We start from the raw sequence: 16,666 nt of genomic DNA, 5'->3' as shown, positions 1-16,666 counted from the left end.
ATTCCGCATGAGTCAACGCCGCGCCACCCGCCTGCCGCTCACCGCGGCCCAGCTCGGACTGTGGTCCGCCCAGCAACTCGACCCGGCCAGCCCCGCCTACCTCACCGCGGAGTACGTCGAGATCCGGGGCGCCCTCGACGAGCGGGCGTTCCTCGCGGCGCTGGAGCACGCCATCGCCGAGGCGGACGGGCTCGCGGTGCGCTTCACCACGGAGGCCGAAGAGGCTTCACCCGAAAGGGAATTGACGGCTGGTCAGCTAAATGGCGGATTGCCCGGGGCCGGGGGCGCGGCGGTCTGGCAGGAGCTGGGGGGAGCGCCGCCCGCGCCGCCGCTGCGCGTCGACCTGCGCGGTGAGGCGGACCCGGACGCGGTGGCCGCGGCGTGGATGGACGGTGACCGGGCGGTGCCGGTCCAGCTGGAGGGCGGCGACCTGGTGCGGCACGCGCTGTTGCGCGTCGGCGAGCGGCGTTGGCTGTGGTACCACCGCTGCCACCACATCCTCCTCGACGGCTACGGCTTCTTCCAGTTGGCCCAGCGCGTCGCCGCCGTCTACGAGGCGCTGGCGGCCGGCGCCACGCCGCCCGCCAACCCGTTCGGGTCGATCCGCGACGCGATCGCCGCCGACCAGGCGTACGAGGGCTCCGACGGGCAGCGGGCCGACGCCGCGTTCTGGCACGGCCTGCTCGCCGACCGGCCCCGGCCGACCTCGCTCACCGAGCGCACCGCGCCCCCCGGGCACACCTTCCTGCGCCACCGCGGCCGGCTGGACGCGGACCAGGCCGCCGCGCTGGAACGCTTCGCCAAGGCGTGCCGCGCCTCGTGGCCGGAGGCGGTGTTCGCGGCCAGCGCGCTCTACCTCGCCCGCCTCACCGGCACCCACGACGTCGTACTCGGGCTGCCGGTGATGAACCGCACCGGCACGCCGCTGGCCCGGGTGCCCGCCACCGCCGTCAACGTCGTACCGCTGCGTGTCCCCGTCACCGAGGGCGCCCCGCTGGCCGCCCAGGTGCGCCGGGTGACCGAACTACTGCGCGCCCAGCGCCGCCACCAGCGCTACCGAGGCGAACAACTCCGTCGTGACCTCGGCCTTTTCGGCGCGGGCCGCAGGCTGGTCGGGCCGCAGATCAACGTCAAGCCCTTCCCGCCCGAGCTGCGCTTCGGCGCCGCCACCGGCACCACGCACTACCTGGCCGCCGGCGCCGTCGACGACCTGACGCTGACCGTCAGCGGCATGCCCACCGGCGGCCTCGCGCTGACCCTGGACGCCAACCCCGCCCTCTACTCCGCGACCGAACTCGCCACGCACGCCGAGCGGTTCACCGCACTCCTTGCCCGCCTCGCGCGGGCCGACGCCACGGCGCCCACGGGCAGGGTCGAAACGCTGGGCGCGGCCGAGCGCCACCAGGTGCTCACGGAGTTCAACGCGCCGGGCGCCGGCGGGCAGGCGGGCGCCGACCTGGACGCCGCCCTGGCCACCTGGGCCCGGGAGCGGCCGGACGCGGTGGCCGTGCGCGGCGGCGACCAGGTGGTGACGTACGCCGAACTCGACCGCAGGGTCGATGCGTTGAGTCGGCGACTGCGGGCGCACGGGGCCGGGCCCGGGCGCCTGGTGGCCGTGGCGTTGCCCAGGACGCCCGACCTGCTGGTCGCGCTGCTCGCGGTGGTGCGCGGCGGCGCCGGCTACGTCCCCGTCGACCCGGACTATCCCGCCGACCGGATCGGGCACATGCTGCGCGACGCGGCCCCGGTCGCCGTGGTCAGCGATCCGCACGCGGTGGGCGCGGCCTGCGCGGCGGCGGTGGCCGCCGGCCCGTGGACGGTGCTGGGCACCGAGCCGGCCCCCGACGCGCCGGCCGCACCCCACGCGCCCGGCGACGACGCGGCGCCGGCCGGCCCCGCGCACGGCGAACACCCCGCGTACGTGATCTACACCTCCGGCTCCACCGGCCTGCCCAAGGGCGTGGTCGTGCCCCGGCGCGCGCTGGCCAACCTGCTGGCCGCCCTGCGCGCGGAGCTGCCCCTCACGGCCGATGACCGGCTGCTCGCGGTGACCACCGTCTCCTTCGACATCGCCGCCCTGGAGCTGTTCACGCCGCTGCTGGCCGGCGGCACCGTGCTGCTGGCAGGCGCCGAGCAGGTGCGCGACCCGTTCCTGCTGCGCGACCTGATCGACGCCACCCAACCGACAGTCATGCAGGCCACGCCGTCGTTGTGGCGGGCCCTGACCGACGCCGCGCCCGAGGCCGTCGTCGGCCTGCGGGTGCTGACCGGCGGCGAGCCGCTGCCCCCGGACCTCGCCGGACGGCTGGCCGGGCTCGGCTCGTCGGTGGTCAACCTCTACGGGCCGACCGAGACCACCATCTGGTCCAGCGCGGGCGAGGTGAGCCGCACCCCGTGCATCGCGTCCGAGACGACGACCGCGCCGCACGCCGGGGGCCCGATCTGGAACACCCGCCTGTACGTGCTCGACGCCGCGCTCACGCCGCTGCCTCCGGGCGCGACCGGCGAGCTGTACATCGCGGGCACCGGCGTCGCGCTCGGCTACCTCGGGCGGCCCGGGCTGAGCGCCGAGCGGTTCGTGGCCGACCCGTTCGGGCCCGCGGGCGCGCGCATGTACCGCACCGGTGACCTCGCCCGTTGGCGCGCCGACGGCACCCTGGACCTGCGCGGCCGGGTGGACCAGCAGCTCAAGATCCGCGGCCACCGCGTCGAGCCGGGCGAGATCGAGACGGCACTCCTCACCCACCCGCTGGTGCGCGAGGCCGCCGTGGTCGCCAGGCCGCTGGGCGAGGAGGGAGGGGAGGAGGGCGCGGCGCTCGCGCTGGTGGCGTACTGCGTCCTGACGGAGCAGACGGAGCAGGCGGGTGCCGGGAGCCCCGTGCCGGCCGAGGCCGTCGCGGCGCTGCGGGCGCATCTGGCCGGCGCGCTGCCCGGGTACGCCGTACCCGAACTCGTGGTGCCGCTCGCGCGACTGCCCCGTACCCCCAACGGAAAGCTCGACCGCAACGCCCTGCCCGCCCCCGGCCGGCGGGCGCGGCCCGCCGGCCGAGCGCCGGCGACCGACGCCGAGCGCCTGCTGTGCGGCCTGTTCGCACGGGTGCTCGGGCTGCCCGAGGTCGGCGCCGACGACGACTTCTTCGCCCTGGGCGGACACTCGCTGACCGCCGCCCGGGTGGTGGCCGCGCTGCGCGCCGAGGCCGGTACGGAGCTGCCCGTACGCGCCCTGTTCGACCACCCCAGCGCGGCGGCCCTGGCCGGCGAGCTGGAGCGGGCCCGCACCGCCCGCGCGCCGCTCACCTCCCAGCCGCGCCCGGCCCGCCTGCCGCTGTCGGCCGGCCAACGCCGGCTGTGGTTCCTGCACCAGGCCGACGGCCCGACGGCCACCTACAACGTGCCGCTCGCGGTGCGGGTCAACGGCCCGCTCGACCCGGCCGCGCTACGCGCCGCTCTGCGCGACCTGACCGAGCGGCACGAGGTGCTGCGCACCGTCTTCCCCGCCGTGACCGGCGCCGACGCCGAGCCCCATCAGCGGGTGCTGCCCGTCCCGGAGGCCGTCGTCCCGATGACCGTGACGAACGTCGCCGAGGACGAGCTGGAACGGGCCATCGCGGACGCGGCGCGCCAGCCGTTCGCCATCGAGCGGGAACTGCCGCTGCGCGCCCACGTCTTCTCGCTCACCCCCGAGCGGCACACCCTGCTGCTCGTGCTGCACCACATCGCCGGCGACGAGTGGTCGCTGCCGCCGCTGCTGCGCGACCTGGCCGCCGGCTACCGCGCCCGCCTGGCCGGGGCCGCGCCCACCGCCGCTCCGCTGCCCGTGAGCTACGCCGACTACGCCCTGTGGCAGCGCGCGGGCGCCGCCGAACGGGAGGCCGAGTCCCTCGCGTACTGGCGCGCGCGGTTGGCCGGCGCCCCGGAGCGGATCGCCCTGCCGTGGGCCCGGCCGACGCCCCAACACCCCACCGGGCGCGGCGACGTGGAGCGCTTCACCCTCGATCCGCGGGTCTACGTCCGGGTCAGGGAGCTGGCGCTGCGCACCCGCACCAGCACCTTCATGGTGGTGCACGCCGCGCTGGCCGCCACCCTGTCCCGGCTCGGCGCGGGCCAGGACATCCCCGTCGGGGTGCCGGTCGCGGGGCGCGGCGACGCCGCCCTGGACGACCTGGTGGGGTTCTTCATCAACACCCTGGTGCCGCGCGTCGACCTGAGCGGCCAGCCCACCTTCCTCGACCTGCTCGCCCGGGTGCGGGACGTGGACCTGGCGGCGATGGCCCACCAGGAGGTGCCCTTCGAGCGCGTGGTCGAGGAGCTGAACCCGACGCGCGGCCGGGAGCTGAGCCCGCTGTTCCAGGTGCTGCTCGCGGTGCGTGAGGAGTTCGCGGCGGACGAGCCGTTCCCCGGCCAGGAGGGGCGCCCGCGCCTGGTGGAGACCGGCACGGCCAAGTTCGACCTGCAGATCACGGTGACCGAGGACCCGGCCACCGGCCGCGCGAGCGGCCAGGTCGAGTACGCCAGCGACCTGTTCGAGGCGTCCGACGTGCGCCGCCTGGTGGCCGCGCTGCTGCGCCTCCTCGACGCGGTCACCGAGCGCCCCGAGTCCGTCGTCACCACCGTGGACGTCACGGGCCCGGCCGAGCGGCGCCGGCTGCTGGCCGCGCCCGGCGGCGCAGAACGCGACGTGCCCCCTGCCGGCATCGCCGACCTGGTCGCCGCCCAGGCGGCGCGCACCCCGGACCGCATCGCCCTGCTGGCCGGCCGCGACCGGCTCGACTACCGCGAACTCGACGCCCGCGCGGCCCGGTTGGCCGGCCTGTTGGCCGCGCGCGGCGCGGGCCCCGGCGACCTGGTCGGCGTGCTGCTGCCGCGCGGCGCCGACCTGCTGGTCACCCTGCTCGCGGTGGCCCGCACCGGCGCCGCCTACCTGCCCCTCGACCCCGACTTCCCGGCCGAGCGCATCGCGTACATGCTCGCCGACGCCGCCCCGGCCCTCCTGGTCACCGACCGCGCCACCGCCGACGGCCCGGCACCGGCCGAGGGCCCCGATCCGCTGTTCGCGGCGCGCCCGATCGTGCTGGACGACGAGTCGACCGCCGCGCTGCTGGCCGTGGCCGAGCCGCTGACCCGGCCCCGCGCCGCGCACCCGCTGCACAGCGCGTACGTCATCTACACCTCGGGCTCCACCGGCCGCCCCAAGGGCGTGGCGGTGCCGCGCGCGGCCGTCGCCAACCTCCTCGCCTGCCTGCGGGACGAACTCGGCCTCACGGGCGACGAGCGGCTCCTCGCGGTGACCACCGTCGGCTTCGACATCTCCGTGCTCGAACTCTTCCTGCCACTGGCCCGTGGCGGCACCGTCGTCCTGGCCAGCCGCGCCGAGGTGCGCGACCCCGCGCTGCTCGCCACCCTGCTGCGCACCAGCGGCGCCACCCTCGTCCAGGCCACGCCCTCGCTGTGGCGCGCGCTGCTGGAGGCCGACCCCGAAGCGCCGCGCGGCCTACACGTGCTCAGCGGCGGCGAGGCCCTGCCGCCCGACCTGGCGGCGGAACTGGTCGCCCTCGGCGGGCGGGTGGTCAACCTGTACGGGCCCACCGAGACCACCATCTGGTCCACCGCCGCCGTCATCAGGCCCGGCGACGCCGGCGCGCCGCCGGTCGGCCGCCCGCTGTGGAACACCCGCGCCTACGTCCTGGACCGCGCGCTGGCCCCGGTGCCCACGGGCCTGACCGGCGAGCTGTACCTGGCCGGCGCCGGCGTGGCCCGCGGCTACCTGGGCCGGGCCGCGCTCACCGCCCAGCGCTTCGTGGCCGACCCGCACGGCGGTCCCGGCCAGCGGATGTACCGCACCGGCGACCTGGCCAGGCAGCGCCCCGACGGCACCCTTGAGGTGGTCGGCCGCGCCGACCAGCAGGTCAAGATCCGCGGCCACCGGGTGGAGCCCGGCGAGGTGGAGGCGGCGCTGCGCGCCGACGCCCGGGTGCGCGACGCGGCCGTCGTCGCCACCACGGCCGGCACCCCCGACGGCGGCGGCGCACGCCTGGTGGGCTACGTCGTGGGGCCGGCCGACGCCGGCGCGCTCGACGGCCTACGCGCGCGGTTGGCCGCCGCGTTGCCCGACCACCTGGTGCCCGCGCTGCTGGTGCCGCTGGAGGAGCTGCCGCGTACGCCGAACGGCAAGCTGGACCGCGCCGCGCTGCCCGCCCCACGGTTCGACGCGGTCACCGGACGCGCGCCCACGGGCCAGCGCGAGGAGGTACTGGCCGGCCTGTTCGCGCGGGTGCTCGGGCTGCCCGAGGTCGGCGCCGACGACGACTTCTTCGCCCTCGGCGGCCATTCGCTGCTCGCCGCCCGGCTGGCCGTCGGTGCGCGCGCGCTCGGGCTCGACGTCTCCGTACGCGCCGTCTTCGAGGCCCCCACCGTGCGCGCGCTGGCCGCGCTGGTCGCCACCGACCGGCCGGCGGCGCCCGAGCTGACCGCCCGCCCGCGACCGGAGCGGCCACCGCTGTCCCCGGCCCAGCGCCGACTGTGGTTCCTGCACCGGCTCGCCGCCCCGGGCGCCGCCTACCACCTGCCCTTCGTGCTCACCCTGACCGGCGACGCCGACCCCGACGCGCTGCGCGCCGCCGTCGGTGACCTGATGGGCCGGCACGAGGTGCTGCGCACGGTGTTCGCGGAGACCGAAGAGGGCCAGCCGTACCAGCGCGTCGCCGCCGACTGGCAACCGCCGTTCGAGACGCGGACCGTGCCGGCCGACGCGGTGGAGGACACCCTCGACGCGCTGGCCCGCCGGCCGTTCGACCTGATGACGGAGTTCCCGCTGCGGGTGAGCGTGTTGCGGAGCGAGGGCACGTGGACGGTGCTGCTGTTGCTGCACCACATCGCCGCCGACGAGTGGTCGGTCGAGCCGCTGCTCACCGACCTGTCCGCCGCCTACGCCGCCCGCCGCGCCGGGCACGCGCCGGACCTGCCGCCGCTGGCCGTGCAGTACGCGGACTACGCGGCCTGGCAGCTCGAACTCCTCGACGGACCGACCTGGGACGAGCAACTGGCCTACTGGAGGGCCGCGTTGGACGGCGCCCCGCGCGTGCTTGAGCTGCCGACCGACCGGCCGCGGCCCGCGGTGCCCAGCGGGCGCGGCGGCTTCGTCCCCTTCGAGGTGCCGGAGCCGACGGCCACGGCGCTGCGCGCGCTGGCCCGCGAGCGGGGCGTGACCCCGTTCATGGTGGCCCAGGCCGCCGTCGCCGCGTTGCTGCACGCGCTCGGCGCCGGCGACGACATCCCGCTGGGCGTGCCCACCGCGGGCCGCGACGACCGCCACACCGAGCCGCTCGTCGGCTTCTTCGTCAACACCCTGGTGCTCCGTACCGACCTGAGCGGCAACCCCAACTTCGCCGACCTGCTCGCCCGGGTACGGCGCGGCACACTGGAGGCGTTCGACCACGCCCAGGTGCCCTTCGAGCGGGTGGTCGAGGAGCTGAACCCGGACCGCTCCCCGGCGGCCAACCCGCTGTTCCAGGTGATGCTGACCTACCAGAGCCGCGACGAGCCGCCGTTCACGGCCGAGGGCGCCGAGGTGGGCTTCGCGCTGCGCGAGACGGACACCGCCAAGTTCGACCTCATCGTCGGCTTCACCGACCACGCCGGGACGGGCGCGCTGACCGGGGCGCTCAACTACGACGCCGACCTGTTCGACCGCCCCACCGCCACCGACGTCGCCGCCCGCCTGGTCCGGCTGCTGGCCGCGGCCGTCGCCCGGCCCCACACGCCGGTGTCCCGGCTGGCCGTGACCACCGCCGCCGAGCGGCACACCCAGCTCACCGAGTGGAACCCCACCGGCGAGCACGACGGCGAGCCCGACCTCATCGAACGCTTCGCCACCGTGGTGCGGGCCGACCCCGACGCGCCCGCCGTCAGCCACGCCGGGCGCACCCTCAGCTACCGCGAACTCGACGCCGCCTCCCGCCGCCTGGCCGCCCGGCTCACTGCCCGGGACGTGGGCCCCGAGGACCGCGTGGCCCTGCTGCTGCCCCGCTCGCCGCTCGCGGTCGTGGCCATCGTCGGCGTGCTGCGCGCGGGGGCCGCGTACGTGCCCATCGACCCGCGCTACCCGGCGGACCGGATCGCGTACACGCTCGCCGACGCCGCCCCGGCGGCCGTCCTCACTACGGCCGAGCACGCCGACGACCAGGCCCTGCGCGGCCACCCGGTACTGACCCTGACCGAGGACGGCGACCCCCTCGCGCCCGAGGCCGCCGCACCCGAGGCCGCCGCGCCCGCGCGCGCCGGCGGCCCGGCCCCCGCGCACCCCGAGCACGCCGCGTACCTCATCTACACCTCGGGCTCCACCGGCCGCCCCAAGGGCGTGGTGGTCTCCCGGCGCAACATCACCCGCCTCTTCGACGCCACCCGCGAGCGCTTCGCGTTCGGGCCCGCCGACGTGTGGACGATGTTCCACTCGTACGCCTTCGACTTCTCCGTCTGGGAGCTGTGGGGCGCCCTGCTGCACGGCGGCCGGCTCGTCATCGTCCCGCACGACACGGCGCGCTCCGCCCCGGACGTGCTGCGCCTGCTCGCCGACGAGCGCGTGACCGTCCTCAGCCAGACGCCGTCCGCCTTCTACCAGCTCACCGACGCGCTGGGCGACGCCGCGCCACCGCCCTCCCTGCGCTGGGTCGTCTTCGGCGGCGAGGCTCTCGACCCGCGTCGCGTCACCCCCTGGACGGCGGGGCCGGCCGGGCCGGACGGGCCACGACTGCTGAACATGTACGGCATCACCGAGACCACCGTCCACGTCACCGGACACGAGCTGACCGGGCGACAGGAGGCCGCACCCGACGCCGAGGTGGCCAGCCCCATCGGCCGGGCCATCGACGACCTGCGCCTGTACGTCCTCGACGACGGGCTGCGGCCGGTGCCGCCGGGCGTGCGCGGCGAGCTGTACGTGGCCGGCGGCGGCCTCGCGCGCGGCTATCTGCGCCGCCCGGGCCTGACCGCGAGCCGCTTCGTGGCCAACCCCTTCGGGCCGCCCGGCAGTCGGCTCTACCGCAGCGGTGACCTGGTGCGCTGGTCGCGCGACGGGGTGCTGCGCTACCTGGGCCGCGCCGACGACCAGGTCTCGGTGCGCGGCTTCCGGGTGGAGAGCGGCGAGATCGAGGCGGTGCTGCTCGCGGTCGCCGGCGTGCGCGCGGCGGCCGTGGTGCTCCGCACCGACCTGCCCACCGGCGAGGGCCTCGTCGCCTACGTCGTCACAGACCCGACGGACCCCGCCGACGCCACCACCCGCCACCCCGGGGGACCGGATGCCACCGCGTTGCGCGCCGCGTGCGCCGCCGCGCTGCCCGAACACATGGTGCCCGCCGCCTTCGTCACCCTGGACCGGCTGCCGCTCACCACCAACGGCAAGCTCGACCGGGCCGCGCTGCCGCTGCCCACCCGCGCGCCGGCAGCGGCCGGACGGGCGCCGCGCACGGCGCGCGAGAAGGCGCTCAGCGCCGCGTTCGGCCAGGTGCTCGGCGTCCCACCGGTGGGTCTTGACGACAACTTCTTCGCCCTCGGCGGCCACTCGCTGCTGGTCACCCAGCTCGCCGGGCGCGTCCACGCTGACCTCGGCGTACGCCTGCCCCTCCGGGCCCTGTTCGAGGCCCCCACGGTCGCCGCGCTCGCCGAACGCGTCGCCGCCGCCGACCGGGCCGAGCGCGCGCCCTGGCCCGCCCTGACCGCCGCGCCCACCCGGCCGGCCGCGCTGCCGCTGTCCCCGGCGCAGCAGCGGCTGTGGTTCCTGCACCGGCTCGCCGGCTCCGGCACCACGTACACGGTGCCGCTCGTGTTGCGCACCCACGACCGGCTCGACCCGGCCGCGCTGCGCTCCGCGCTGGCCGAACTGACCACGCGGCACGAGGTGTTGCGCACCGTCTTCCCCGAGCGCGACGGCCGCGCGACGCAGCGCGTGCTCGCGCCCGAGGCGGCCGTGCCCACCCTGCACACCGGCGAGGTCGCGGCCGACGCGGTCACGGCCGAGGTGCGTCGGCTCGCCGCGTACGAGTTCGACCTGGCCACTGAACCCCCTTTGCGGGCCCACCTGTTGCGCACCCGGGACGGCGAGAGCGTACTGGTGCTGGTCCTGCACCACATCGCCTGCGACGAGTGGTCGGTGGGGCCGCTGGTCGCCGACCTGGCCGCGCTCTACGCGGCCGGCCTGCCCGGCGCGACCAGCGCGGCGCCGCCCGCGCCGGCCACGCAGTACGCCGACTACACGCTGTGGCAGGCCGCGGCCCTGGCCGACCGGGAGGAGGCGCTGACCGACTACTGGCGCGCGGCGCTGGCCGGCGCCCCGGAGGAGATCCCGCTGCCCCTCGACCGGCCCCGGCCCACCGAGGTGGACCAGCGCGGCGACTCGGCGGAGTTCACCATCGACGCGCCGGCCCACCGCGCGGCGGCCGAGCTGGCGGCCGAGTCGGGCGCGACGCTGTTCATGGTCGTGCAGGCGGCCTTCGCCGCGCTGCTGACCGCCCACGGCGGCGGCACCGACCTGCCGATCGGCACCGTCCTCAGCGGGCGCGCCGACCAGGCCCTGGCCGACCTGGTGGGCCTGGTCTCCAACACGGTCGTGCTGCGCACCGACACCTCGGGCGACCCCACCTTCCGGGAGCTGGTCGAGCGGGTGCGCGCGGTGGACCTGGACGCCTTCGACCACGGCGAGCTGCCCTTCGAACGCCTGGTGGACCGACTGAGCCCGGAGCGCTCGCTGTCCCGGCACCCGCTGTTCCACGTCGCCCTGGTGCACCAGAACGCGCCGCGCCGCACCGTCGCGCTCGGCCCCGCGCGGGCCACCGTGGAACTGGTCGAGACCCGGGGCGCCAAGTGGGACCTGACCCTGGCCATCGTCGAGGAACACGGCCGGCACGGACTGCGCGCGGCGTTCAACTACCGCACCGCGCTGTTCGACCGGGCCACCGTGCGGGCCCTCGCCGACCGGCTGTGCGCCCTGCTCGACTGGGCCTGCCACCACCCGGACGCGCCGCTGAGCGCCGCGAGCCTGCTGACCGCCGCCGACCGGCGGCGGGCGCTCACCGACTGGAACGACACCGCCCATCCGCTGCCCCCCGCGACCCTGCCCGACCTGGTCCGCGCGCAGGCCGCCCGCACCCCGGCCGCGACCGCCCTCGTCGCCGGCGAACAGAGCTGGACCTACGCCGAGTTCGACGCGGCGGCGGACGCCTTCGCGCGCCTGCTCGCCGCCCCGGACACCGGCGCCGGCGACGGCCCCCGGCTCGGCCGTGGCGACGTGGTGGCCGTCGCGCTGCCGCGCTCGGCCGCCCTGGTGCTGGCCGTGCACGCCGCGCAGCGCGTCGGCGCCGCCTACCTGCCCGTCGACCCGGAACTGCCGCGCGAACGGGCCGCCGCGCTGGTGGCCGACGCGGGCGCCGGAGCCCTGGTGACCACGCCGGAACTGGCCGAGCGGTGGTTCCCTGGGGCGAGGGGCGCGGGCCGGTGGGCCGTGGCCGACGGCGCGGGAGCAGACGGCGGCGCGCTGCCGCTGCTGCGGCTGGGCACGCCACCCGAACCCGACCCCGCCGACGCGCGAGCACCCGAGCTGACCGCGCCGCGGTCCGGCGACGCCGCGTACGTCATCTACACCTCCGGTTCCACCGGCCGCCCCAAGGGCGTGCTCGTCACCCACGACGCCATCGCCAACCGGCTGCGCTGGATGCGACACGCCTACCCGATCGGCGCCGACGACCGGGTGCTGCACAAGACGCCGGCCAGCTTCGACGTGTCGGTGTGGGAGCTGTTCTGGCCGCTGCTCGCCGGCGCCACGCTCGTCGTCGCCGGCCCCGACGACCACCGCGACCCGGCCACCGTCGCCGCCCTCATCCGCGACCGGGCGATCACCACCGCGCACTTCGTGCCCTCGATGCTCGCCGCGTTCACGGCCGTCGCCCACCCGGGCGACTGCGCCAGCCTGCGCCGGGTGTTCGCCAGCGGCGAGGCGCTGCCGCCGGCCGCCGTCGCCACCTGGCGACGCCTGGCCCCGCACGCCGAACTGCACAACCTGTACGGGCCCACCGAGGCCGCCGTGGACGTCACCGCCTGGCAGACCGAGGCGGCCGACGCGGACGCGGTCCTGGTGCCGATCGGGCGGCCGGTGTGGAACACCCGCACCCTGGTCCTGGACGCCGCGCTGCGCCCGGTGCCCCCGGGCGTGCCCGGCGAGCTGTACCTGGCCGGGAGCCAACTCGCGCTCGGCTACCTGGGTCGGGCCGCGCTCACCGCCGAGCGCTTCACCGCCGACCCGTACGGGCCCCCAGGCTCCCGCCTCTACCGCACCGGCGACCTGGCCCGCTGGCGGCGCGACGGCAGCCTGGACCACCTCGGCCGGGCCGACGACCAGATCAAGCTGCGCGGGCTGCGGGTGGAACCCGGCGAGATCCAGGCGGCCATCGACGCGCACCCGGCCGTGGCGCACAGCGCCGTGGTCGCCCACACCGATCCGGCGACCGGCGCCGCGCACCTGATCGGCTACGTCGTCCCGGCCGCGCACCCGGCGCCGGGGGAGCACCCCCCGCTGGACGCCGCGCTGGACGCCGCCGCACTGGCCGACCTGCGCGACCACCTGGCCACGGTGCTGCCCGCGCACCTGGTGCCCACCGCCCTGATCGGGCTTGAGGCGCTGCCGGTCACCCGCAACGGCAAGCTCGACCGCGCCGCGCTGCCGGCCCCCCACCTCGCCCAGGAGGCCGGCCGGGTGCGGGCCGAGACCCCCGACGAGCACCTGTTGGCCGGGCTCTTCGCCGAACTGCTGCACCTGCCCGAGGCCGGCACCACCGACAGCTTCTTCGCGCTCGGCGGCGACAGCATCCTCTCCATCCACCTGGTCGGCGCCGCCCGCAGGGCCGGCCTGCGCTTCACCCCGCAGGACGTCTTCCGCCAGCGCACCGTGCGCGGCCTGCTGACCGTCGCGGTGCGCGTACCGGTGACAGAGCCGGACGCCGCGCCGGACGCCGCGCCGACCACCGCGTCCGGCGCGGACTGGCCGGTGACGCCGCTCCAGGAGGGGCTGCTGTTCCTGTCCCGGTACGACGAGAGCGCGCTCGACCTCTACCACGTCCAGGTCGCGCTGCGCCTGCGCGGCGCCGTGGAGACGGAGCGGTTGCGCGCCGCGCTGGACGGCGTCGTCGACCGGCACGCCCCGCTGCGGACGGCGTTCTCGCCCACCGAGCCGGGCGCCGGCCAGGACCCGGGGGCGGCCGGCGGCTGGACGCAGCGGGCCGCCGAGGTCGCACGCGCCGAGGTCAGCGAGCGGGACCTGCGCCGGTACACCCGGCGCGAGCGCGAGCGGCGCGCCCGGCGCGCCGCCGAGGACGACCGGCTGCGCCGCTTCGACCTGAACGCCCCACCGCTGCTGCGCTGCACGCTGCTCCGGCTCGACGACACCACCAGCGAACTCGTCCTCACCGGCCACCACCTGGTCCTCGACGGCTGGTCGATGCCGCTGCTCGTACGGGAGTTGCTCCAGGGATACGCCCGCGCACGGGCGGCCGACGGCGACGCGCCGGCGGTGGGCGGCCCGCCGGCCGCCCCGCAGTACCCGCACTACCTGCGCTGGCTCGCCGCCCAGGACCGTACGGCGGCCGGCGCGGCCTGGCGCACCGCGCTGGCCGGCGTCACCGAGCCCACCCTCCTCGCGCCCGCCGCCGCGCGCGCCGTGGCCGGGGTGCCCGAGGAGCTGACCCAGGTCCTGGACGCCGACCTGACCGCGGAGTTGGCCGCGTTCGCCCGGCGTACCGAACTCACCCTGGGCACCGTCGTGCAGACCGTGTGGGCGCTGACCCTGGCGGCCTGCACCGGCCGCGGCGACGTCGTCTTCGGCACCGTCGTCTCCGGCCGCCCCGCCGAGGTCCCCGGCGTCACCGACATGATCGGCCTCTTCGTCAACACGGTGCCGGTCCGCGTCCGGTTGCGCCCCGGCGAACCGCTCGGCGCGCTGCTCGCCCGCGTCCAGGACGAGCTGACCACCCTGCTGCCGCACCAGCACCTGGGCCTGGCCGACATCCAGCGCGAGGCCGGCATCGGCACCCTCTTCGACACGCTGACGGCCGTCGAGAACTACCCCGTGGACGACCTGGCGGAACTGACCGAGGGCACCGGCCTGACCGTGGCCGAGGTCCAGGGCTGGGACGCCACGCACTACCCGCTCACCTGCGTCGCCATCCCCGGCGACGCGTTGACGCTGCGGCTGAGGTACCAGGGCGACGCGCTGGACGCCACGGCAGTGCGGCGGATCGCGGAACGCGTCGTAGCGGGCCTGCGGGCCGTCGTGACCTCGCCCGACACCCCGGTCGGCGCGCTCGACCTGCTGCTGCCCGCCGAACGGGCCGCACTCGCCGAACACGGCCAGGGCCCCACGGCGCCACCCCCCACCACCTGGGCGCGCCTGGCCGGCGACCAGGTACGGGCCCGTCCACGGGCCATCGCCGTGGCCGGGCCCACCGGCGAACTGACCTACCGGGAACTCGACGCGCGGGCCCGGCACCTGGCCGGGCGGCTCGCCGCGCACGGCGCCGGCCGCGGGCGGCTGGTCGCCCTGCTGTTGCCGCGCTCCGTCGACCTGACCGTCGCGCTGCTCGCGGTGCAGTACGCGGGCGCGGCGCAGGTGCCCATCGACCCCGACTACCCGGCCCAGCGCATCGCGTTCATGCTCGCCGACGCCGCCCCGGCCCTGGTGCTCACCACCCGCGCCCTGGCCGACCAGGTGCCCGCGACCGACGCTCGCCCGCTGCACATCGAGGACCTGACCACAAGCGAGGCGGCGTCCGCCGATCCGGGCGAGCGCGAGGTGAGCGGCGCGCCCTCGCCGCGCGACGCCGCGTACGTCATCTACACCTCCGGCTCTACCGGCCGGCCCAAGGGCGTGGTGATCGAGCAGCACGGCCTGGCGGCGCTCGCGCGAGCCCAGGCCGAGCGGCTGGCCATCGGCCCGGACAGCCGCGTCCTCGCGCTCGCCTCCCCCTCCTTCGACGCCTCCGTGATGGAGACGCTGATGGCCCTGGCCACCGGCGCGACGCTGGTCGTCCCGCCGCCCGGACCGCTGGCCGGCGAACCGCTCGGCGAGGCCATCGCCGAGCACCGCGTCAGCCACGCCCTCATCCCGCCCACCGCGCTCACCGGCCTCGAACCCGCCGGCCTGGACTGCCTGCGCACCCTGGTCGTCGGCGGCGAGGCGTGCCCAGCCGAACTGGTGGCCCGCTGGTCACCCGGGCGGCGCATGGTCAACGCGTACGGGCCGACCGAGACCACCGCCTGCGTGACCATGAGCCGGCCGCTCGCCGGCGCCGCCTCACCCCCGATCGGCAGCCCGCTGCCCGGCACCTCCGCGCACGTCCTCGACCCGCTGCTGCGCCCGGTGCCACCCGGCGTGGTGGGGGAGCTGTACGTGGGCGGCGACGGCGTGGGCCGCGGCTACCTGCGGCGCCCGGGGCTGACCGCGCAGCGCTTCGTGGCCGACCCGTTCGGAGCGCCCGGCGCCCGCCTGTACCGCACCGGGGACCTGGTCTCCTGGGGGCCCGACGGCCAGTTGCGCTACCACGGCCGGGGCGACGACCAGGTCAAGGTCCGGGGCTTCAGGGTCGAACTCGGCGAGATCACCACCGCCCTGACCCGCTCGCCCCAGGTGCGCGCGGCTGCCGTCGTGGTCCGCGCCGACGGCGGCGGCCCCAGGCGACTGGTGGGCTACCTGGTCCCGGCCACGGAGCCCGAGGCCCGGGACGGGCAGCGGGCCGGCGCGGTGGACACCGACGCGCTGCGGGCCGAACTCGCCGCCGCGCTGCCCGAGCACATGGTGCCCGCCGCGCTCGTCGTGGTGGACCGGCTGCCCGTGACCGCCAACGGCAAGCTCGACCAGGACGCCCTGCCCGCGCCCAACTTCGCGGCGGCCATCGGGCACGCCAAGCCGGTCGGGCCGACCGAGGAGTTGCTCGCCGAACTGTTCGCGGCGGTGCTCGCGCTGCCGACGGTCGGCGCCGACGACAGCTTCTTCGCGCTCGGCGGCGACAGCATCCTGTCCATGCAACTGGTGGCCCGGGCCCGCGCGGCGGGCCTGCGGATCAGCCCGCGCGAGGTGTTCGAGGAGGCCACCGTGCGCCGGCTGGCCGCACTCGTCGCCGACCGGGCCGAGCCCGCGCCCGAACCCACCACTGCGCCCGCCGCGCCGGCCGGGCCCGCCCCGCTGACCCCGATCATGCGCTGGCTGGCCGAGCGCGCCGGGCCCACCGGGCGGTTCAGCCAGTCGATGCTGCTCACCCTGCCGTCCGGCATCCAACGCGCCGAGCTGGAGACGGTGTTGGCCGCGCTGGTCGACCGGCACGCGATGCTACGGGCCCGCGTGGACCTGAGCGCTGAGCAAGGCACCTTCGACGTACCGGAGGCGGCCGACGCGGTCCCGGAACCGCCGCTGCGGCACGTCGCCGACGCGCGACCGCTGACCGAGGCCGCGACCCAGGCCGCGGTCGAGGCGGCGGCGGACGGACTCGACCCGGCGCGCGGGCGGATGGTGCGGGCCGTGTGGTTCGACCACGGGCCCGCGCGCCCCGGCCGGCTGCTGCTGGTCGTCCACCACCTGGCCGTGGACGGCGTGTCCTGGCGCGTCCTGGTCGACGACCTGCGCGCGGCGTGG

At 77.1% G+C, this 16,666-nt stretch carries 1 protein-coding gene (only partly in view); it reads left to right on the top strand.

The window, feature by feature from the left end; genetic code table 11:
• The first annotated feature begins 7 nt into the window (after positions 1-7).
• Positions 8-16,666 carry the 5' portion of a non-ribosomal peptide synthetase gene (locus tag H7H31_RS02480; RefSeq protein ID WP_187064253.1) on the top strand. 1,128 nt of this gene lie beyond the right edge of the window, so the window shows 16,659 of its 17,787 coding nt (coding positions 1-16,659); its start codon is at positions 8-10; its stop codon lies off the right edge, out of view.

Source organism: Streptomyces buecherae, from assembly GCF_014295035.1.
Lineage (GTDB): Bacteria > Actinomycetota > Actinomycetes > Streptomycetales > Streptomycetaceae > Streptomyces > Streptomyces youssoufiensis.
This window is presented reverse-complemented; position numbering and strand designations above follow the sequence as displayed.